Here is a 21,009-nt window from a genome sequence, read left to right on the forward strand (position 1 = left end):
CCTGGCGCGCGGGCGTAGGGTCGCGATCATGAGCAGCGAACTCTTCGGCACCCTGCCCGACCCCGACGGCACGCCCGTCCACCGCTGGATCCTGGAGCGGGACGGAGTGCGGGTACGCATCCTGACGTACGGCGGGATCCTGCAGTCGGTGGAGGTGCCCGACCGGGACGGCGCCGTGGCCGACGTGGTGCTCGGGTTCGCCGATCTGGACGGGTATCTGACGCACCCGGAGCCGTATCTGGGCGCGGTGGTCGGGCGGTACGCGAACCGGATCGCCGGCGGCCGGTTCCCGCTGGACGAGCGGATCTACCACCTCGCGCAGAACAACGGGCCGAATTCGCTGCACGGCGGTGAGCGCGGCTTCGACAAGCGGGTGTGGGACGCGGAGGCCGTCGGGGAGCACGGGGTGCGGCTGAGCCGTGTGTCGCCGCACGGCGAGGAGGGATTCCCGGGGCGGGTCGAGGTCTCGGTGACGTACGAGTTGGAGGCGGGCGGGGCGCTGCGGATCTCGTACGAGGCCGTCACGGATGCGGCGACGCATGTGAACCTGACCAATCACACGTACTGGAATCTCGGCGGGGCCGCGTCCGGGAGCGCGGGCGGTCATGAGCTGCGGATCGCCGGTGGGCGGGTGACGGCCGTCGACGAGGGGCTCATTCCGACCGGGGAGCTGGTCGATGTGGGCGGGACGCGGTTCGATTTCCGGGAGAGCCGGAAGGTCGGGGGCGGGTACGACCACAACTATGTGCTCGACAAGGGGGTCGGCGGCGAGGCCGTGGAGGTGGCCGAGTTGTGCGATCCGGCGTCGGGGCGGGTGTTGGTGGTGGGGACGACTGAGCCGGGTGTGCAGTTGTACACGTCGGACGGGTTCGATGCGGCGTTGCCGTTTGCGCCCGGGGACGGGATCGCGCTGGAGACGCAGCACTTTCCGGATTCGCCGAACCGGGTGGAGTTTCCGTCCACCGTGCTGCGGCCGGGGGACGTGTACCGGTCGCAGACGGTGTATCGGTTCGGGAACCGGGGTTGACGACTCGGGGCTCTGCCCCGGGCCCCGCGCCTCAATCGCCGGCGGGGCTTGAAATGCCCGGGCTCACGTCCAGAGCGGGGTCGAAATGCCCGGGCTCACGTCCCGCAAGGGCTTGAAGGGCAGGGGCTCACGTCTCGGAGGGGATTGGAGGGCAGGGGGTTGAGAGGCGGGTGTCGGTCAAGGAGCGGCCTGCCAGGACCTCGTACGGGCCGGGGGCCAAGGACCACGCCTGCGTCGTCTCGTCCCAGGTTTCGAAGGCGCGGCGGGGGAGGTCGATGGTGGCCGAGACCGTCTCGCCGGGGGCCGCGGTGACCGTGGTGAAGCCGGCCAGCCAGCGGGTGGGGCGGGTCTCGTCGCGGTCCACCGGGGACAGGTAGAGCTGGACGACCTCGCGGCCGGGGCGGGAGCCCGTGTTGCGGAGGCGGACCGTCGCCGTGGTGCCGTGGACCTCGAGCGACTCGTACGCCCAGTCGGTGTAGCCGAGGCCGTGACCGAAGGGGTAGGCGGGGACCGCGCCCGACTTCTCCCAGGCGCGGTAGCCGATGAAGACGTCCTCGGTGTACGGGAGTTGGCCGTCCACCGGAGTCACCTGGGTGACCGGCGCGTCGGCCAGCGAGCCCCACGTGGTGGGGAGGCGGCCACCCGGTTCCTCGGCTCCGGTGAGGACGTCAGCGAGGGCGGCGCCGCCCTCCTGGCCGGGGAACCACGACAGCAGCACGGCGGCGACGTCCTCGCGCCACGGCATCTCCACCGGGGAACCGGAGTTGACGACCACCACGGTGTTCGGGTTGGCGGCGGCCACCGCGCGTACCAACTCGTCCTGGCGGCCGGGGAGTCGGAGGTCGGCGCGGTCGAAACCCTCGGACTCCACGCGGTCCGTCGTGGCGACCACGACGACGGCGACCTCGGCGTCACGCGCAGCGGCGACGGCCTCGGCGAGCAGGGTGTCGGCGTCCTGGCGCGGGTCGAGGTGCATGAGGCTGAACATCACCGCGGGCAGCGGCATCGCGAGGGACTTGTCGAGGGTGTGGAGGAGGGAGATCTCGACCGGCTGCCCCTGCGTCAGCGTCACCTTGCCGCGTTCCACCGGGGCGCCGATGAACGCCTCGAAGGGGTCGGACTCGGGGCCCATGGCCTGCGCGCCCTCGTACAGGACGGTGCCGTCGACGGTGAGGGTGAAGGCGCCGAGGCCGCGCGTTCCGAAGGCGTGGTCGCCGCTCTCGCGCGGCGTGAAGGTGCCGGTCACCTCAATGCTGTGCAGGGCCTCGTGGGTGACGCCGGCGGGCAGGTCGCTGCCGAGCCACTGGACCTGGCCGTTCGGGAGCGTGCCCTCCCCTAGGACGGCGCCTTCGGCGTCGCGGCAGACGGCGCGGAGTGCGAACCCCTTGTCGGCGACGGCGAGTTCGTCGCTCGGGTCGGCGCCGACGCTGTAGGTCAGCGACGGCAGCGCGGCGGTCAAACCGTCGAGCGGCGAGACGATCCGGGACGGGAAGACGGTGGCGGAGCCGCCACCGAGGACGCGGGCGTCGCGCGCGGCGGCCCCGATGAGGGCGACCCGCGCGTCCGAACTCAGCGGCAGCACACCGGAGTTGCGCAGGAGAACGAAGGCGCGGTGGGCGATCTCGCGGGCCAGGGCCCCGCCGTCGACCTCCGCCGGCGGCTCACCGACGACGGGTTCGGCACCTTCGAGGGCGCCGACGCGGGCGGCGAGCCGCAGCACATTGCGTACGGCCCCGTCGACCTCGGACTCGTCGACCTCGCCGGAGCGGACGGCCTCCACGAGCGCCGGGCCGTACACCGTCAGCGGGCCGGGCATCGCGGCGTCCAGGCCGCCCTTGATGTCTCCGACGGTGGAGCGGGCGGCCATCCAGTCGGAGACGTTGAAGCCGTCGAAGCCCCACTCGCCGCGCAGGATCTCGTTGACGAGGTGGCGGTGTTCGGTCATCGAGGTGCCGTTGACCGCGTTGTAGGCGGTCATGACGCCCCACGGGCGGGCGTTCTTGACGATGGCCTCGAAGGGGGCCAAGTACAGCTCGCGCAGGGCCCGTTCGGAGACCACGTTGTTCACCGTGAAGCGGTCCGTCTCCGCGTCATTCGCCACGTAGTGCTTCATGGTCGTGCCGACGCCGCCGGACTGCACGCCCTGGACGTAGCCGGTGCCCATGAGCCCGGCGAGGTACGGGTCCTCGCTGTACGTCTCGAAGTGGCGGCCGCCGAGCGGGGAGCGGTGCAGGTTCACGGTCGGGGCGAGCAGCACGTGGACGCCCTTGCGGCGGGCCTCCTGGGCGAGCAACACCCCTGCCCGGCGGGCCAGTTCGGGGTCCCAGGTGGCGCCGAGCGCGGTCGGTGACGGCAGCGCGATCGACGGGTCGTCGGCGCTCCAGCGCACTCCGCGCACGCCGATGGGGCCGTCGGACATGACGAGGGACTTCAGTCCGATGTCGGGGACCGCGGGCAGCGACCACATGTCCTGGCCGCCGAGCAGCCGGGCCTTGGTGTCCAGATCGAGCTTGCCGAGCGCGGCCTCGACCGCCGCCTCGCGGGCCCGGTCGGCCCGCCCCTTACCGTCGTCCGCCTGCTGCGCCATGCCGGCACCTCCTCGTCGAAGTCTGGGCAGCTCCATCCTGCACCCGTCACTTGTGGAACGGTAGGTTTCGTTATCTTGCCGTTATGTACGGGAGCGGGGTACGTCACGGCCGTGACGTACCGTGACCGCATGAGCAGCGCCAGGACCGCCAGGAGCCAGGAACGCCGGGCCGAGATCTTGCGGGCCGCGCTCGACGTCATCGCCGAGCGCGGTTACCGGGGCGCGAGCCTGGCGGCGGTGGCCGAGCGCGTGGGGCTGACCCAGCAGGGGCTGCTGCACCACTTCCCCACCAAGGAGGCGCTGCTCGTCGCCGTCCTCGAGGAGCGCGACCAGTGGGACTCGGTGCCCAGCAGCCAGTGGCGGCTCGATCTGCTCGGCACGCTGGTCGAGTACAACGCGATGCGGCCCGCGATCGTGCAGACCTTCTCGGCGCTGCTCGGCGAGTCGGTGACCGAGGGGCACCCGGCGCGGGAGTTCTTCACTCAGCGCTACGCCGACGTACGGGGGGCCATGACCGAGGTGCTGCGCGCCGAGTACGGGGAGCGGCTGCCGGGCGGGCTCACGCCCGAGCGGGCGGCGCCGCTGCTCGTCGCGGTGATGGACGGCCTGCAGTACCAGTGGCTGCTCGACCCGGAGGCCGTGGACATGCCCGGCGCGGTGCGCGACTTCCTGGAACTGCTCGCCGTGGAGGGCTAGTTGGAGCCGGTCAGGACTGGTTGGTCCACCCCTGGCCGTGCTGCGGCCCCGACCACTGCGCGTTCTGCCCCTGACCCGGCCCCTGACCGTGCGCTCCCGGCCACTGCGCCTCGGGGCCCGGGGTCTGCGCGTGCGCCGGCTCCGGGGCGCCCGATTCACCCTCGAGTTCGCGGACCATCAGCGTCGCGCCGGCCACCGCACCGGGCATCAGGAACACCGCGACGAACGGGACCAGGAACGCGAGGGCCAGCGGCGTACCGAAGCCCCACGCGAGGCCCCGCCGCGAGCGCAACACGGCGAGACGCTCACGGACTTCGCGGTTGCGGCGCTGCCACGCCACCGACGTCAGCTCCTCCGTGAGGAAGTAGCCGGTGACGAAGAAGCCGATGACCGGGATCACTGTCTGGCCGACGAACGGGATGAACCCGAGCGCGAAGAGGAGGATCCCCCACAGGACGGCGCGCATGAGCAGCCGCAGGCTGTCGCGGGCCGAGATCCACAGTTCACGCATGAGCGAGAGGCCGGACTCCGGGGCGTGGCCACCGCTCTCGGCCCGGTCGACCTCCTCGGACAGCGACTCGTAGAAGGGCTGGCCGATCAGCAGGGTCACCGCGGTGAAGGTGAGCACCGCGAGGAGCAGGGCGAGGGCGAAGAGGACCGCCGTGAGGAAGCCGCGGAACACGCCCTGCCACGGGGAGGTCCAGTCGTCGGCGAACGGGGTGGACCAGGAGATGAAGTCGCCGCCCCAGACGCCGAGGCAGACCAGCGCCGCCGCGTACAGGACGAGGGTGATCAGCCCCGGCAGCAGGCCCCAGCCGTACTGCTTTCCGTGCTGGGCAACCCAACGCTGCCCCTTCATCAAATAGCCGAAGCCCGCCCCGAGATCACGCATGGCGCAAACCTTACGGGACGGGCCCGGCCCACAGAAAAGACCGGCGGATCAGGCTCAGACGGTGAGCGTGACCGTGATGTTGCCGCGGGTCGCCTTGGAGTACGGGCAGACCTGGTGGGCCTTCTCGATCAGGGACTTGGCGGTGGCCGCGTCCACGTTCGGGATCGCGGCGGCGATCTCGACGATGATGCCGAAGCCCTCGTCGTTCTTGCCGATGCCGACGTTGGCCGTGACGGTCGAGCCGGACACGTCCGCGCCCTCCTGGCGGGCGACGACGGCGAGCGCGCCCTGGAAGCAGGCGCTGTAGCCGGCCGCGAAGAGCTGCTCGGGGTTGGTGCCCTCACCGGAGCCGCCCTGCTCCTTGGGCGGGTTGACGACGAGGTCGAGCTTGCCGTCGCTGGTGGAGACGCGGCCGTCGCGGCCGTTCTCCGCGGTGGCGGTGGCGGTGTAGACGACGTCGGACTGCGTGATGGCCATGGTCGTACTCCCTGGTTCCAGAATGCGGAAAGTTTCATCCGTTAGATGGAAGCAGCGTATCGAATGCGCAGAGGAACGAAAGTGGCCCCCGTCACAGAGGACGAGGGCCACCCGGCAGGAACGCGGAACGTCAGAGCTTGACGACCATCTTGCCCGTGTTGTCGCCGCGCAGTACCCCGAGGAACGCCTCCAGGTTGTTCTCGATGCCCTCGACGAACGTCTCGCGGTACTTGAGCTCGCCCGAGCGGACCCACGCGCCGACCTCCTGCACGAACTGCGGCTGCAGGTCGTAGTGGTCGCCGACGAGGAAGCCCTCGATGCGGCCGCGGGTCTGGATGAGGCGGGAGAGGTTGCGCGGGCCGGGGGCCGGCTCGGTGGCGTTGTAGACGGAGATCGCGCCGCAGATGGCGATGCGGCCGTCGCGGTTCAGGCGCGCGATGGCGGCCTCGAGGTGGTCACCGCCGACGTTGTCGAAGTAGACGTCGACACCGTCGGGAGCGGCCTCCTTCAGGAGGGTGTGGACGTCGCCCGTCTTGTAGTTGAAGGCGGCGTCGAAGCCGTACTCCTCGATGAGCAGCTTGACCTTCTCGTCCGAGCCGGCCGAGCCGATGACCCGCGAGGCGCCCTTGAGCTTGGCGATCTGGCCGACCTGGCCGCCGACCGCACCGGCCGCGCCGGAGACGAAGACGCTGTCGCCCTCCTTGAAGTCCAGCGTGCGCAGCAGGCCCGCGTAGGCGGTGAGGCCCGTCATGCCGAGGACACCGAGGTACGTGGACAGGGGCGCGGCGTCCGGGTCGACCTTCACGGCCTGCTTCGCGTCGAACGTCGCGTACTCGCGCCAGCCGAAGAAGTGCAGCACATGGTCGCCGACGGACACGCCCTCGTCGTTCGAGGCCAGCACGACGCCGACGGCGCCGCCCTGCATGGCCTTGCCCAGCTCGTACGGGGCGACGTACGACTTCGCGGCGCTCATCCGGCCGCGCATGTACGGGTCCACCGAGACGTACAGGTTCTTGACCAGCACCTGGCCGGGGCCCGGCTCGGCCACCGGGGCCTCGCGCAGCTCGAAGTCCTCGGGCTTCGGCCAGCCGACAGGACGGCTGGTCAGGACCCACTCGCGGCCGGTGGCGGGGATCTGGGGGGTGTCGGCGGTCATGCGCTGATCCTTTGTCGAGGGGGCGGAAGCACGTGGGCCGAAGCATGCAAGAAATACTTCAGTACCTGAAACAACAATGCTCCTGAATATTTCATGATGTCAAGCAACTGGGTACGCTGGTGCGTATGGCCGCAACGAGTTCCCCCCGCACGGACCCCCTCACGCTCGAGGTCGTCGAGCTGATCGGGGAGATTGTCGCGCGCTACCACCAGGAGTACGAGGAGGCCGCCTCGCGGCACGGGCTCACCGGGGCGCAGGCGCGGGTGCTCGGGCTGCTGTCCCTCGGACCGCTGCCGATGCGGCAGGTGGCGCAGCGGCTGAAGTGCGAGCCGTCGAACGTGACGGGGATCGTGGACCGGCTGGAGGCCCGCGATCTCGTGGAGCGGCAGCCCTCGCCGGGCGACCGCCGGGTGAAGGTGGCCGCCGCCACCGCCGAGGGGCGGCGGATCGCGCGGGCCCTGCGTGAGTCGCTCGACTTCGCGCGGGAGCCGCTGGCCGGACTGTCGCAGGAGGAGCGGGTGGCGTTCCGGGACATGTTGCGGCGGATGCTCGGGACGGACGTCGGGGCGGTCTGAGCCCACCGGCACCACACACCGTCCGGCTCTACGTACACCACCACAGGAAGCGCTCGCACGACTCCGAAGGGCTCGGCTCCGCCGTGGCCGTGGCGGAGGCCGAGCGGGAGGGTGAGGGCGTCGGGCGGGAGCTCGTGGAGGAGCGGGGTTCGGACGTGGTCGGGGCGGGGCGCGACGCCCGGTGGGTCGCATCGGCGTCCACAGGGCCCGAGGTCCGGGTGCGCTCCGGCGGCGCCGTGGCGGGGGCCGACGACGTACGGGAGGCGCGGGACGCGGGTGGGGTGGTGCGCCCGGCCGTGGCGGACGGAGACGTCGCGTCGGTGTCCTTCGTAGGGGCTGCGGACGTGTCCGGTGCCGCCTGGGTGGTGGCGCCGTCGCCGGAGGGCTCCCCGCCGAGTTCGACGACGCCGAATCCGGTGCCGCCCACGGCGAGCGCGAGGCCCGCGGCGGCGAGGAGGGTGCGGCCGCGCCGCCGGGAGCGCGACAGGCGGTGGGAGCGGATCCGGGCGGGTATGCCCTCGCGCTCGTCTTCCCCTTCAACTGCCGCTTCCTGTGCGGCGATTGACTCTCCGTAGGCGCGCACGGCCTCTTCCGGGGTGCCGCACCCCGGGCAGGCCAGGGCCCCGTTGAGATGTCTGCGGCACGGATGGCAGTAGTCGTCCATGAGCAATGGAGGCTAGGCGCGGGGCCCGTGAGAGAAAAAGCCTGTCCTGTGAAACTTCTGCACGGAACGCGACGCCGATCGACCGGCCACTGATCACTCGCAGACCGGTCCAGACCCATTGACAGCCCCCTGAGGCCGACTTACTGTCTCGCCAGCATTTCGAACGTGTGACGAAATTTCGAACAGCACAGGGGGCAACTGCCTTGCGGATCACGGGAATCAGCACGCACGTGGTCGGGACTCCGTGGCGGAACCTGACCTACGTACAGGTGCACACCGACGAAGGACTCACCGGTGTCGGCGAGACCCGGATGCTGGGCCACACCGACGCACTCGTCGGCTACTTGCACGAGGCCCAGGCCAACCACATTGTCGGCTCCGATCCGTTCGCCGTCGAGGACCTCGTACGGAGGATGAAGTACGGCGACTACGGCCGGGCCGGCGAGATCGTCATGTCCGGCATCGCCGTGATCGAGATGGCCTGCTGGGACATCAAGGGCAAGGCCCTCGGCGTGCCGGTGTGGCAGCTGCTCGGCGGCAAGGTGACCGACAAGGTCAAGGCGTACGCGAACGGCTGGTACACCACCGAGCGCACGCCGGAGGCCTACCACAAGGCCGCGCAGACGGTCATGGAGCGCGGGTACAAAGCGCTGAAGATCGACCCGTTCGGCACCGGGCACTTCGAGCTCGACCACGAACAGTCCCTGTACGCCGTCTCGTTGATCGAGGCCGTGCGCGACGCCATCGGTCCCGAGGCCGAGCTGATGCTGGAGATGCACGGGCGGTTCTCCCCCGCCACGGCGATCCGGCTCGCCCGCGACCTGGCTCCGTTCAACCCGGCGTGGCTGGAGGAGCCGGTGCCGCCGGAGAACCTCAAGGCGCTGGAGAAGGTGGCCGCGAAGGTGGAGATGCCGGTGGCGACCGGTGAGCGGATCCACGACCGGATCGAGTTCCGGGAGCTCTTCGAGAGCCAGGCCGTCGACATTCTTCAGCCGGACGTCGGCCACATCGGCGGCATCTGGGAGACGCGGAAGCTGGCCGCCACCGCGGAGACGCACTACATGCTGGTCGCTCCGCACAATGTGGGCGGGCCTGTACTGACTGCCGCTTCTCTGCAGGTGGGTTTCTCCACTCCCAACTTCAAGATTCTCGAGCACTTCAACGACTTCGCGGACGCCGAGATCAAGAAGGTCGTGAAGGGCGCGCCGAAGGTCGTCGACGGCTACTTCGAGCTGTCCCACGAGCCGGGTCTCGGCGTCGAGCTCGATGTCGACGCGGCGGCCGAATTCCCGCAGCAGCAGGCCCGGTTCGACCTGTGGGCCGAGGGCTGGGAGAAGCGCGACCCGAAGGCGGCGTCGTGAGCTCCGCCGTCGTCGTCGAGGCGCCGGGCAAGCACCGGGTCGTGCCGCACGAGCCCGCGGCGCCGGGCCCCGGCGAGGCGCGGGTGCGGGTGCACGCCGTGGGGATCTGCGGCAGCGACCGCGAGGTGTACCAGGGCAACAGGCCCGAGGGGTACGTGCGTTACCCGCTGACGCCGGGGCACGAGTGGTCCGGCGTGGTCGACGCGGTGGGCGACGGGGTGCCGGGGTCCCTGGCCGGGCGGAAGGTCGTCGGCGAGGGGTTCCGCAACTGCCAGGTGTGCGCGCGGTGCCATGCCGGTGAGACGACGCTGTGCACCGATGGGTACGAGGAGACCGGGTTCACCCAACCGGGCGCCATGGCCGCGACGTTGACGCTTCCCGCGCGGCTGCTGCATGTGCTGCCCGACGACGCCGATCTCACCGCCGCGGCGCTGCTCGAACCCGCCGCATGCATCGCCGCTGCCGCGATCAAGGCGGAGGCGAGGCCCGGGGAGCGGGTCGGGGTGGTCGGGACCGGGACGCTCGGAATGTTCGCCGTGCAGTTCCTCGCGGCGGCCTCGCCGGCGGAGCTGGTGGTGGTCGGTACGCGGGGCGAACGGGAGCCTCTGGCGCGGAAGTTCGGCGGCACCGATTTCCGGCTGCGTACGGACGTACTGCCGGACGATCTCGACGTGGTCATCGAGACTGCCGGGTCCGCCTCGGCCGCACGTACGGCCGCGTCGTTGCTGCGGCGGGGCGGGCGGCTCGTGCTCACCGGGATTCCGGCGGCCGGGGCGGCGCAGGGGCTTGATCCGACGGATCTTGTGGTGCGGCAGTTGGAGGTGCGGACCGTGTTCGGGGCCGCGGCGGATGCGTGGGGGCATGCGGTGCGGATGTTCGGGGCGGGGTTGCTCGATCCGTTGCCGCTGGTGACGCATCAGGTGCCGTTGGAGCGGTTTGCCGAGGCGATCGAGTGGGTGGGGGCGGGGGACCCTGCGGTCGGCAAGGTGTTGTTGCGGCCCTAGCCGTGGGCGGCTGCGCCTGCGGCGGGCCTTCTTCCCCAATCCCACCCCTTCCCGAAACGGCGCTCCGCGCCCCGTGGTTGAGGTCTCGGGGCTCCGCCCCGGACCCCGCGCCTCAAACGCCGGCGGGGCTGGAAATGCCCGACCGCCGCAGGGGCTCAGATGGTCCGAAATGTCGAACGACTCGTACTCGTAAAGGAACACCGTGACCGACACACCCCGCCGACCCGGCGAACCCGCTCTCTCCGCTCTCGGGCTCAGCGCCCCCGCGCACGAGCCCGGCGACGCCTCGCCGCACGCCTTCCCCGACGGTGGTACCTGGCGTACCGAGATTCCGTCGGTCGAAGGGCCGGAGGCCGTCGCCACCGTGCTCAAGGAGTCCTCGCGGCTCGACGTGCCCATTCACCGGATCAGCCAGGGCAGCGGCATCTGGATGCTGCGGGACACCGAGATCCAGGAGATGGTCGAGGCGACCGCCGAAAGGGACATCGAGCTCTGCCTGTTCACCGGGCCGCGCGGCACCTGGGACACCGGCGCCTCCGTGCGGACCGACTCGGGCGGCGCGGGGTTGCGCGCCCGTGGGCACGACGCCGTCGCCGGATGCGTCGAGGACGCCGTGCGGGCAACGGAGTTGGGCGTGAAGTGCCTGCTCGTCGCCGACGAAGGTGTGCTGTGGACGCTGCACCGGGCGCGCAGCCAGGGGATCATCCCCGCCGACACCACGCTCAAGGTGTCCGCGCTCGTCGGGCCCGTGAACCCGGCCGCGTACGCCGTGTACGAGCGGCTCGGAGCCGACTCGTTGAATGTGCCGAGCGATCTGACGCTCGCGCATCTCACCGAGATTCGGCGGGTCTCCGGGGCGCCCATGGACATGTACGTCGAGGCGCCCGACGACCTCGGCGGCTATGTCCGGATGTACGAGATCGCCGAACTGGTGCGCCGCGGCGCCCCGTTGTACCTGAAGTTCGGTCTCGCCAAGGCGCCGGCCATCTACCCGTACGGCGCCCAGCTGCGCGACGTCACCCTGGACACCGCCCGCGAGCGGGTGCGCCGGGGCCGGCTCGCGCTCGACCTGCTGGAGCGGCACGGGGCCGCCGGCGGGATGTCGCCGCTGGGCTCGCGGCTGCCGGGAGCGCTGAGCCGGTTCGACACGGGCCAATAACTTTCCGGGCACGGAACTTCCCAGAACTGGACAGGGCCGCGCAGAATCCAACGCATCTGCACTCGTTCAACCCGCGCTCCGCGCAAGGGACTTCGCACCGCCCGCATTTGTGCACTCACACATCAAGGATGATGACCATGCGAAACCGTCGAGCCGTTCTCACCGCGATAGCCGCCTCCGCCTCCCTCGCGCTCACCCTGTCCGCGTGCGGCCAGAGCGGAGAGGGCGGAAGCAAGGACGAGAAGAAGAGCGCGAAGGGCTCCACCGTCGGCATCGCGATGCCGACCAAGTCCTCCGAGCGGTGGATTGCCGACGGCAACAACGTGGTCAAGTCGCTGAAGGCGAAGGGCTACAAGACCAAGCTGGCGTTCGGTGAGGACGACCCCGACCAGCAGGTCTCGCAGATCGAGAACATGATCACCCAGGGCGTCTCGGCGCTGATCGTCGCCTCCATCGACAACAAGTCGCTCACCAACGTGCTGCAGGAGGCGAAGGACGCGAACATTCCGGTGATCGCGTACGACCGCCTGATCCTCGACTCGAAGAACGTCGACTACTACGCGACGTTCGACAACGAGAAGGTCGGCCAGCTTCAGGCCGGCGCCATCGTCAAGAAGCTGGGCCTCGACAGCGGCAAGAAGGGCCCGTTCAACCTGGAGCTGTTCGCCGGTTCCAACGACGACAACAACACCAAGTACTTCTTCAACGGCGCGATGTCGGTGCTCAAGCCGTACATCGACAAGAAGCAGCTGGTCGTCAAGTCGGGGCAGACCAAGCTCAACCAGGTCACGACGCTGCGCTGGGACGGCGCCACCGCGCAGAAGCGCATGGACGACATCCTCACCTCCACGTACAAGAGCGAGAAGGTCGACGCGGTGCTCTCGCCGTACGACGGCATCTCCATCGGCATCCTGTCGGCGCTGAAGTCCGACGACTACGGCACGAAGGCGAAGCCGTTGCCGGTGGTCTCCGGGCAGGACGCCGAGGTCGCCTCCGTGAAGTCGATCATCGCGGGCCAGCAGTTCTCGACCGTCTACAAGGACACCCGCAAGCTCGCCGAGGTCTCGGTGGACATGGTCGACGACGTGCTCAACGACAAGAAGCCGAAGGTCAACGACACCAAGACGTACGACAACGGCGCCAAGGTCGTCCCCTCGTACCTGCTGACCCCGGTCAGCGTCGACAAGACCAACTACCAGAAGACGCTGATCGACAGCGGCTACTACACCAAGTCCGACCTGGGCCTGAAGTAGACCGTCCACGCCTCAGAGAAGGGCACGACCATGGCGGGACCCGTCCTGGAAATGCGCTCGATCGTCAAGACCTTTCCCGGCGTCAAGGCGCTGTCGGACGTCTCCCTGAGCGTCCGCCCCGGCGAGGTCCACGCCATCTGCGGGGAGAACGGCGCCGGAAAGTCCACCCTCATGAAGGTGCTCTCCGGCGTCCACTCGCACGGAAGTTACGAAGGGGACATCCTCTTCGAGGGAGAACACTGCGAGTTCAAGGACATCAACGCCAGTGAGGCGCGCGGCATCGTCATCATCCACCAGGAGCTGGCGCTCGTGCCGTTCCTGTCGATCGCCGAGAACATGTTCCTCGGCAACGAGCACGCGAGCCGCGGCTTCATCAACTGGCACGAGACCCTCGGACACGCGACGCGCCAGCTGCGCCGGGTGGGCCTGAACGAGAACCCCAACACCCGCATCGCGGACATCGGGGTGGGCAAGCAGCAGCTCGTGGAGATCGCCAAGGCGCTCGCCAAGGAGGTGAAGCTGCTCATCCTGGACGAGCCGACGGCGTCCCTGAACGACGAGGACTCCGACACGCTCCTCGATCTGATCCTGGAGCTGAAGGATCAGGGCATCACCTCGATCATCATCTCGCACAAGCTGAACGAGATCCGCAAGGTCGCCGACTCGGTGACGATCCTGCGCGACGGGCGCACCGTCGAGACCCTCGATGTGCGGGCCCCGGAGACCACCGAGGACCGGATCATCTCCGGCATGGTCGGCCGCGACCTGGACAACCGCTTCCCCGAGCGCACCCCGCACCAGCCGGAGGCGGGCGCGGCGCCCGCCATGGAGATCCGCAACTGGACGGTGCACCACCCCCTCGACCGTGAGCGCAAGGTCGTCGACGACGTCTCGCTCAGCGTGCGCCGCGGCGAGATCGTCGGCATCGCGGGTCTGATGGGCGCGGGCCGCACCGAGCTGGCGATGAACGTCTTCGGGCGTACGTACGGCAGGTATGCGGGTGGAGTGGTCCTGAAGGACGGCAAGGAGATCCGGACCAGGCACGTCTCCGACGCCGTCGGCCACGGGATCGCGTATGTCACCGAGGACCGCAAGCACTACGGGCTCAACCTGATCGACACCATCGGCCGCAACATCACGATGAGCGCCCTGGACAAGGTCGCCAAGCGCGGGATCGTCGACGAGCACGAGGAGCGGCAGGTCGCCGAGGGCTACCGCAAGTCGATGAACATCAAGGCGCCGACGGTGTTCGAGCCGGCGGGCAAGCTGTCGGGCGGCAACCAGCAGAAGGTCGTCCTCAGCAAGTGGATCTTCGCCGGGCCCGATGTGCTGATTCTCGACGAGCCGACGCGTGGCATCGATGTCGGCGCCAAGTACGAGATCTACACGGTCATCGACAAGCTGGCCGCCGAGGGCAAGGCGGTCGTCTTCATCTCCTCCGAGCTGCCCGAGCTGCTCGGCATGTGCGACCGCATCTACACGATGGCCGCGGGCCGCCTGACCGGCGAGGTGCCGCGCGCCGAGGCGACGCAGGAATCGCTGATGCGCCTGATGACGAAGGACAAAGAGGTAGCACGATGAGCACGAACGTCACGAGCAAGGTCCCGGCGGACGCGCCACCGCCGCCGCGCAAGGAGGGCGGGGCGGCCGGGGGCGGCCTGCTCCAGCTCGTCGTCGACGGCATGCGCCGCAATATGCGCCAGTACGGGATGCTGATCGCGCTCGGTCTGCTGGTCGCCGTCTTCGCCGTGTGGACCGACGGCGACCTGATCCTGCCGCGCAACGTCTCCAACCTGGTGCTGCAGAACAGCTACATCCTGATCCTCGCGATCGGCATGATGCTGGTCATCATCGCGGGCCATATCGACCTGTCCGTCGGCTCGTTGACGGCGTTCGTCGGCTCGATGGCGGCGGTCCTCACGGTCAGCCATGACATCTCCTGGCCCGTCGCCATGATCCTCTGCCTGGTGATGGGCGGCATCGCCGGTTCGATTCAGGGCTGGCTCATCGCGTTCGGCGGCATACCGTCGTTCATCGTGACCCTGGCCGGCATGCTGGTGTGGCGCGGGCTCACCGAGATCCTGCTCAAGGGGCAGACGCTCGGCCCGTTCCCCGACGGCCTGCAGGATCTCGGCAACGGCTTCCTGCCCGCGGTAGGACCGAACACCAACTACCACAACCTCACCCTGCTGCTCGGCGTCCTGCTCGCCGCCGCGGTGGTCTGGCAGGAGATGCGCGACCGGCGCCGGCAGCGCGAATTCTCCCTGGACGTCGTCCCGTTCAACCTGTTCATACTGAAGCTGATCGCGATCGTCGCGGCGATCGCGGTCGTGACGCTGCTGCTCTCCAGCTACAAGGGCACCCCGATCGTCCTGATCGTCCTCGGCGTCCTGGTGGTCGGCTACGGCTATGTGATGCGCAACTCGATCTTCGGCCGGCACATCTACGCGATCGGCGGCAATCTGCCGGCGGCGAAGCTCTCCGGCGTGAAGGACAAGAAGGTCACCTTCTATGTCTTCCTGAACATGGGCGTGCTCGCGGCCCTGGCGGGTCTGGTCGTCGCCGCCCGGCTGAACGCGGCCTCGCCGAAGGCGGGGCTCAACTTCGAACTCGAGGCGATCGCCGCGTCGTTCATCGGTGGCGCGTCGATGAGCGGCGGCGTCGGCACCATCCTCGGCGCGATCATCGGCGGTCTCGTCCTCGGCGTGCTGAACAACGGCATGAACCTGCTCGGCGTCGGCTCCGACTGGCAGTCGGTGATCAAGGGTCTGGCCCTGCTCGCCGCGGTCGGCTTCGACGTGTGGAACAAGCGCAAGTCCGGTTCGTAGTAAGTCCGGTTCGTTACTCACTTTCAGGAGCCGCACAGATGGAACTGAGCAGACGTACGGTCATGGCATCCGCCGCGGCGGCCGGTGTCGCAGCCACCGCGCTCGGCGGCACGGCACACGCGTCGGGGAGCACCTCCGCGAACGCGTCGGGAAGCAGGAAGCCCGTGAAGGAGTCCTTCGGCAAGCTCGCCGACGGCACGAAGATCTACCGCTGGTCGCTGGAGAACGGCGGCACGCGCCTGAAGGTCCTGAACTACGGCGGCATCGTCCAGTCGCTCGAACTCCCGGACCGGCACGGCCGGTACGTGAACGTCTCCCTCGGCTACGACACCGTCGAGGAGTACGTGGCGGGCACCACGTTCTTCGGCGCCACCATCGGCCGCTACGGAAACCGCATCGCCAAGGGGAAGTTCACCCTGGACGGCAAGGCGTACCAGGTCTCCGTGAACGACGGCGACAACTCGCTGCACGGCGGCGCGAAGGGCTTCAACACCCGGGTGTGGGACATCGAGCCCTTCACCTCCGGCTCCGACGTCGGCCTGCACATGCACTACACGTCCGTCGACGGCGAGATGGGCTACCCCGGCACGCTGAAGACGACCGTCACGTACACGCTGACGGCGCGCGGCGACTGGCGCATCGACTACGAGGCGACGACGGACAAGGCGACCGTCGTGAACCTCACCAACCACACGTACTACAACCTCGCGGGCGAGGGCAGCGGCACGATCTACGACCACGAGCTGACGCTGGCCGCCTCCCGCTACACGCCCACCGACGCGGGGCTCATCCCGACCGGTGAGCTGGCGAAGGTCGCGGGCACCCCGTTCGACTTCCGCAAGGCGAAGCCCATCGACCGCGACATCCGCGACGCCCACCCGCAGCAGATCCTCGCCAAGGGCTTCGACCACAACTGGGCCCTGGACAAGGGCATCACCGCGAAGCCGGTCCTCGTGGCGACGCTGCGCGATCCGGCCTCCGGCCGCAGCCTGAAGATCGCCACGGACCAGCCGGGCCTGCAGTTCTACTCGGGCAACTTCCTCGACGGCACGCTCGTCGGCCAGTCGGGTCGCACCTACCGGCAGGGCGACGGCCTGGCGCTGGAGACCCAGCACTTCCCGGACTCCCCGAACCAGCCGAAGTTCCCGTCGACGGTGCTGCGTCCGGGCGAGAAGTACCGGACGACGACGGTGCACTCCTTCGGCGTCTGACGACGGTCCGAGCATGTAAGTGGCCGGGGCCCTGCGGGGTCCCGGCCACTCGCATGCCCGGTCCGGCTCAGTACGCGACGGGCCAACCACTCCCCCAGTTCAGCAGGTTGACGCCCATCTTGGGCGTCCCGCCGTCCGTCCCGTCGTAGTAGTGGTAGACGAGCAGATCGCCGTCGGAGTCCGCGAGCACGGACTGGCCGCCGGGCCCGATGTACTTGTCGTGCGTGGCGAGCACCTCGGTGCCGCCGTTCTCCGTCATCCGGACGCCGTTCTTGTCGACGTAGGGGCCGGTCGGCGAACTCGCCCTGCCCACCTTGATCTTGTACGTGGACGAGGTGCCGGCACAGCAGGTGTCGTACGAGGCGAAGAGGTAGTAGTACGCGCCGTGCTTGACGACCGCGGGGCCCTCGACGGCCTTGGTGCCGCTCGGGCGCGCGGCCAGTGACCGCACCGCCTTGTCGGCGGCGTACTGCTTGCCCGTCGACGGGTCGAGCCTGATCATCTTGATGCCGGACGACCAACTCCCGAACGACAGCCACCACTTGCCGTCGTCGTCCACGAAGAGGTTCGGGTCGATGGCGTTGTACCCGGAGGACGTGGTCGTGGCGTGCACGACGCCGTGGTCGGTCCAGGTGCCCGGCTGTCCGCTCGGCGAGGACGCGAAGCCGATCGCCGAGTGCGTCGAACCGAAGGTCGAAACGGCGTAGTACATCAGGTACTTGCCGCCGTGGTACGAGACGTCGGGCGCCCACACGTCCTTGTCGGGGTTGTACGTCGACCACCACGACGGGAGCGTCGTGAAGGCGGCGCCCGCGCGCTTGAACGCCGTGCGGTCGGTGGAGGTGCGGGCCTCGACGCCGTTGTGCGTGGAGTAGACGACGTAGCCGCTCGACGTCTTGACCATCGACGGGTCGTGCACCGACACATCGCCGGTGAGCACGCCCGAGCCGGGGTAGGCGGCCTGCGCGCTGGCGGGGACGAGGGCGTAGGCGGTCATGACGGCGGCGGACGCGGCGAGCACCGGGATCAGGCGGCGCTTGCGCAGGGCGTGACGGCGGACGCGCACTCTTCGCGTGGGGGTTTCATCCTTCATACCGGTGAGTCGCCGCGGGCGGGGCGGGGGTTGCCGGGGGCGGGGCGGGGATTGCCGCGTCACGCACTCAGCGGGGTTGCCGCGTCACACACTCAGCGGGATTGCCGCGTCACGCACGTCACATTCGCCCCACGCGCTGAACACCGACCGCCACACCCCCGTACTCATGCCCGACACCCACCCGGCCGATGGGAGGCATGTGATGAGCGGAAGCGTCGTCTCGCTGTTCCAGGGCTCGACGGCCCACTCCCCGTCCTACGGCCAGCTGACGCGGGCCGGGGCGGGCGGCGGCGACGGCGCGGTCATCGACTTCTGCATCCCGTGCAACCCGTACTTCCCCACCCCCGCGATGCTGGACGCGCTGCGCGGCCGGCTGCACGAGATCCTGACGTACTACCCCAGCAGCGCCGAGCACATCACCGCCGAGCTGTGCCAGGTCCTCGGCCTCAACCCGGCGACCGTGGCGATGGGCAACGGCTCGACCGAACTCATCACCTGGATCGACCACTTGCTGGTCCGCGAGTCCCTCGCCGTGCCGGTGCCGACGTTCGGCCGGTGGACGGACCAGCCCATGGAGACGGGCAAGCGGGTCGACATGTTCCCGCTGCCCGAGCGCGACGGGTTCGCGCTCGACCCGGCCGCGTACGCGGAGTTCATCCACGCGCGCGGCTCGCGGGTCGCCGTCGTCTGCAACCCGAACAACCCGGACGGCGGCCTGCTCCCGCGCCGGGCCCTGCTCTCCCTCGTCGACGAGCTGCGCCACCTGGACCTGATCGTCATCGACGAGTCGTTCCTCGACTTCGCCGACGCCGACGGCGGGCAGGACCCCAGCCTCGTACAGGAGGCGGTACTCCGCCCGAACGTGATCGTGCTGCGCAGCCTCGGCAAGAACTTCGGCCTGCACGGGGTCCGCTTCGGCTACCTGGTCGCGAACCCGGGACTCGCCGGCCGGGTCCGCACGGCGCTCCCCAAATGGAACCTCAACTCCTTCGCGGAGACGGTCGTCTTCATGCTCCGCGAGCACCGCCAGGAGTACGCCGACAGCCTCCGCCAGGTGACCCGCGACCGCCAGGAGATGCGCTGGCACCTGGCGCGCCTGCGCCCGCTCACCGTCTACCCCTCGCAGGGCAACTTCCTCTACGTCCGCCTGCCGGACGGCGTCGACGGCGTGGCGGTCCGCGACCGGCTGCTCGCCGAGCACGGCGTCCTGGTGCGCGAGTGCGGCAACAAGATCGGATCGTCCAGCAGCTTCCTGCGCCTCGTGGTGCGACCCCAACCGGACGTCCTGCGCCTGGTGGCCGGCCTGGAGTCGCTCATGGGGAGCGGGAACGGAGTCGCCGTGCCCGAGCTGATCGGAGGGACCACCTACAGCTCGGGCACGGCGGCGGTCGACCGCCTCATCCGGACCACGGGAACGTGAACCTCAGGGAGCATCAGGGGGCCTCAGGGAGCTCAGGGAGCTCAGGAAGCCTCAGGGGTTGCGCCAGGCGGCGGGGTCCTCGGCCAGCTCCTTCACCGGATCCGGCAGCCGGTCGTGCGCGAGGTCGGCGAGCGTGACGCCCTCCAGGATCTTGCGCACGTTGGCCCGCAGCGCCACCCACAGCGGGAGCAGCGGTTCGGCGGGACCGGTGTAACTGAGCGCGTTCGGCCGTTCACCCCGCACGGAAACGATGGGCCCCTCCACGGCACGTACGACATCGGCAACGGTGATCTCGGCGGCAGGCCGGGCCAGCAGATACCCCCCGTTCCCACCCCGCTTGCTCACGACGATGCAGCCGCGCCGCAGATCGCTGAGGATCCCCTCCAGGAACTTGTGCGGAATCTCCTGCGCCGCGGCGACGGCCTCTGCCTTGATCGGGACACCGTCCCCCTCGGCATGAACGGTGATTTCCAGGCAGGCACGTACGGCGTAGTCGGCGCGGGCGGAGATCCTCATGCGCTCATTGTGGTGGACGTTCGCGGCGCGCGGTGCGGTGGATCTTGCTTGAGTCCTCCGCGGATCTTCCAGCATCTGGGATACACAGATCTTCCCTACCTTTCCCATAGGGATGGTGCGTACAGTCGCGACCATGGATTTCTCATGGGCGATAGTCGTCGCGGGTGCGCTCGTCGGTGTGGCAGTGGGCCTCACCGGCATGGGCGGCGGCGCGCTGATGACACCGATCATGGTGATGCTGTTCGGCGTCAATCCGACGGCGGCGATCGGCAGCGACCTGGCCACCTCCGTCTTCATGAAGCCCTTCGGAGCGGCGGTGCACCAGCGGGCGGGAACCGTGCGCTGGGACATCGTGCGCTGGCTGCTGCCGACGGCGATGCCGGCGGCGGTCCTCGGCGCACTAGCCCTCCAGCTCCTCGGTGACGGAGATCAGCTTCAGGAGCGCGTGAAGTACGTCATCGGCGGCGCGCTCGTCCTGGCGGTCGTGGGCATGCTGGCCCGGATGTGGCTGGACGCGCGGCGCGGCACGGGCTCCGCCGAGGCCGAGGACGCACACGTGGCGGTCCGCCCGCTGGCCACCCTCACCATCGGCCTGATCGGCGGCTTCATCGTCGGCATGACGTCCGTCGGCTCCGGCTCGCTGATCATCGTCATGCTGATGCTGGCGCACCCGCGCCTGAAGGCGAACCACCTGGTCGGCACGGACCTCGTGCAGGCCATCCCGGTGGTCGCGGCGGCGGCCCTCGGCCACGTGATCTTCGGCGACGTCGCCTTCGGCATGGCGGGCACGCTGCTGATCGGCGCGATCCCCGGCGTCGTGGCCGGCGCCCTCCTCTCCACCCGCATCTCCGGCCCGGCCCTGCGCTGGGCCCTGGTGACACTCCTGGCGGGATCGGGCCTGGCGATGTGGGGCGTGTCGGGAACGCCACTGCTGCTGGTGTGCGCGGCGTTCGCGGCGGTGGGAGTGACGGTCACGCTGCGGGGGCGGCGGCGCTCTCTGGTGGTGGCGGGCTCGTCGGCACCGGCGCCCGCACCCGACGCAGAGAAGGCCGCATCGGAGGCAGGCTCCAGGGTGTAGCCGCGCCGCAAG

At 69.6% G+C, this 21,009-nt stretch carries 19 protein-coding genes; 12 read left to right on the forward strand and 7 right to left on the reverse strand.

Going from position 1 to position 21,009, the window contains the following annotated elements; translation table 11 throughout:
* Positions 1-28 precede the first annotated feature (28 nt).
* On the forward strand, positions 29-1,027 hold the full coding sequence (locus OHA73_RS15365) for an aldose epimerase family protein (RefSeq protein ID WP_327655312.1): 999 nt from the start codon (positions 29-31) through the stop codon (positions 1,025-1,027).
* 127 nt (positions 1,028-1,154) lie between these two features.
* Here OHA73_RS15365 and OHA73_RS15370 read toward each other — a convergent pair whose 3' ends face one another.
* Positions 1,155-3,614 (reverse strand): beta-glucosidase family protein, encoded by a 2,460-nt coding sequence (locus OHA73_RS15370; RefSeq protein ID WP_327655313.1) that lies wholly within the window; start codon positions 3,612-3,614, stop codon positions 1,155-1,157.
* A 129-nt stretch (positions 3,615-3,743) separates the two neighbouring features.
* Here OHA73_RS15370 and OHA73_RS15375 point away from each other — a divergent pair, with 129 nt between their 5' ends.
* Positions 3,744-4,310 (forward strand): TetR/AcrR family transcriptional regulator, encoded by a 567-nt coding sequence (locus OHA73_RS15375; RefSeq protein ID WP_443063079.1) that lies wholly within the window; start codon positions 3,744-3,746, stop codon positions 4,308-4,310.
* Between the two features lie 10 nt (positions 4,311-4,320).
* Here OHA73_RS15375 and OHA73_RS15380 read toward each other — a convergent pair whose 3' ends face one another.
* The 3 genes from OHA73_RS15380 to OHA73_RS15390 form a co-directional block, all read right to left on the reverse strand.
* On the reverse strand, positions 4,321-5,202 hold the full coding sequence (locus OHA73_RS15380; RefSeq protein ID WP_267070572.1) for an EI24 domain-containing protein: 882 nt from the start codon (positions 5,200-5,202) through the stop codon (positions 4,321-4,323).
* 54 nt (positions 5,203-5,256) lie between these two features.
* Entirely contained in the window at positions 5,257-5,679 is a 423-nt protein-coding gene (locus OHA73_RS15385; protein ID WP_327655315.1) for an organic hydroperoxide resistance protein, read from the reverse strand.
* Positions 5,680-5,809: 130 nt separating this feature from the next.
* Entirely contained in the window at positions 5,810-6,835 is a 1,026-nt protein-coding gene (locus OHA73_RS15390; RefSeq protein ID WP_266719987.1) for an NADP-dependent oxidoreductase, read from the reverse strand.
* A gap of 125 nt (positions 6,836-6,960) precedes the next feature.
* Between OHA73_RS15390 and OHA73_RS15395 the strand changes: the two genes are divergently transcribed.
* Positions 6,961-7,410 carry a MarR family winged helix-turn-helix transcriptional regulator gene (locus OHA73_RS15395; RefSeq protein WP_266719985.1) on the forward strand — a complete coding sequence of 150 codons (450 nt, stop codon included), beginning with the start codon at positions 6,961-6,963 and terminating at the stop codon, positions 7,408-7,410.
* 28 nt (positions 7,411-7,438) lie between these two features.
* On the opposite strand, the gene OHA73_RS15400 is transcribed toward OHA73_RS15395, so the two are convergent.
* Positions 7,439-8,074, reverse strand: a complete 636-nt coding sequence (locus tag OHA73_RS15400) for an SCO2400 family protein (protein ID WP_327655316.1) — start codon at positions 8,072-8,074, stop codon at positions 7,439-7,441.
* A 203-nt stretch (positions 8,075-8,277) separates the two neighbouring features.
* On the opposite strand from OHA73_RS15400, the gene OHA73_RS15405 reads away from it, so the two are divergent.
* The 7 genes from OHA73_RS15405 (at position 8,278) to OHA73_RS15435 (ending at position 16,890) form a co-directional block, all read left to right on the forward strand.
* Positions 8,278-9,435: a mandelate racemase/muconate lactonizing enzyme family protein gene (locus OHA73_RS15405; RefSeq protein ID WP_266719981.1), complete on the forward strand. Its 1,158-nt coding sequence runs from the start codon at positions 8,278-8,280 to the stop codon at positions 9,433-9,435.
* Positions 9,432-10,439, forward strand: coding sequence for a zinc-dependent alcohol dehydrogenase (locus OHA73_RS15410; RefSeq protein ID WP_327655317.1), 1,008 nt, complete (start codon positions 9,432-9,434; stop codon positions 10,437-10,439). Before OHA73_RS15405 ends, OHA73_RS15410 begins: the two co-directional genes overlap by 4 nt.
* 202 nt (positions 10,440-10,641) lie before the next feature.
* On the forward strand, positions 10,642-11,598 hold the full coding sequence (locus OHA73_RS15415) for a hypothetical protein (RefSeq protein ID WP_267070566.1): 957 nt from the start codon (positions 10,642-10,644) through the stop codon (positions 11,596-11,598).
* Between the two features lie 131 nt (positions 11,599-11,729).
* On the forward strand, positions 11,730-12,851 hold the full coding sequence (gene chvE / locus OHA73_RS15420) for a multiple monosaccharide ABC transporter substrate-binding protein (RefSeq protein ID WP_266725494.1): 1,122 nt from the start codon (positions 11,730-11,732) through the stop codon (positions 12,849-12,851).
* 30 nt (positions 12,852-12,881) lie between these two features.
* On the forward strand, positions 12,882-14,432 hold the full coding sequence (gene mmsA / locus OHA73_RS15425) for a multiple monosaccharide ABC transporter ATP-binding protein (protein WP_266719975.1): 1,551 nt from the start codon (positions 12,882-12,884) through the stop codon (positions 14,430-14,432).
* The gene (mmsB, locus tag OHA73_RS15430) at positions 14,429-15,679 is read left to right on the forward strand and encodes a multiple monosaccharide ABC transporter permease (protein ID WP_266719973.1); all 1,251 of its coding nucleotides are present in this window, start codon (positions 14,429-14,431) and stop codon (positions 15,677-15,679) included. Before mmsA ends, mmsB begins: the two co-directional genes overlap by 4 nt.
* Positions 15,680-15,717: 38 nt before the next feature.
* Positions 15,718-16,890 (forward strand): aldose epimerase family protein, encoded by a 1,173-nt coding sequence (locus tag OHA73_RS15435; protein ID WP_327655318.1) that lies wholly within the window; start codon positions 15,718-15,720, stop codon positions 16,888-16,890.
* 67 nt (positions 16,891-16,957) lie between these two features.
* Here OHA73_RS15435 and OHA73_RS15440 read toward each other — a convergent pair whose 3' ends face one another.
* Positions 16,958-17,887, reverse strand: coding sequence for an arabinan endo-1,5-alpha-L-arabinosidase (locus tag OHA73_RS15440; RefSeq protein WP_327658467.1), 930 nt, complete (start codon positions 17,885-17,887; stop codon positions 16,958-16,960).
* A gap of 298 nt (positions 17,888-18,185) precedes the next feature.
* Between OHA73_RS15440 and OHA73_RS15445 the strand changes: the two genes are divergently transcribed.
* Positions 18,186-19,403: a pyridoxal phosphate-dependent aminotransferase gene (locus OHA73_RS15445; RefSeq protein WP_327655319.1), complete on the forward strand. Its 1,218-nt coding sequence runs from the start codon at positions 18,186-18,188 to the stop codon at positions 19,401-19,403.
* Between the two features lie 51 nt (positions 19,404-19,454).
* Here OHA73_RS15445 and OHA73_RS15450 read toward each other — a convergent pair whose 3' ends face one another.
* Complete coding sequence (locus OHA73_RS15450) at positions 19,455-19,919, reverse strand: RrF2 family transcriptional regulator (RefSeq protein ID WP_326023324.1); 465 nt, start codon at positions 19,917-19,919, stop codon at positions 19,455-19,457.
* Positions 19,920-20,052: 133 nt separating this feature from the next.
* On the opposite strand from OHA73_RS15450, the gene OHA73_RS15455 reads away from it, so the two are divergent.
* Complete coding sequence (locus tag OHA73_RS15455; protein ID WP_266719965.1) at positions 20,053-20,997, forward strand: sulfite exporter TauE/SafE family protein; 945 nt, start codon at positions 20,053-20,055, stop codon at positions 20,995-20,997.
* Positions 20,998-21,009 lie beyond the last annotated feature (12 nt).

Source organism: Streptomyces sp. NBC_00483 (assembly GCF_036013745.1).
Taxonomy (GTDB): Bacteria; Actinomycetota; Actinomycetes; order Streptomycetales; family Streptomycetaceae; genus Streptomyces.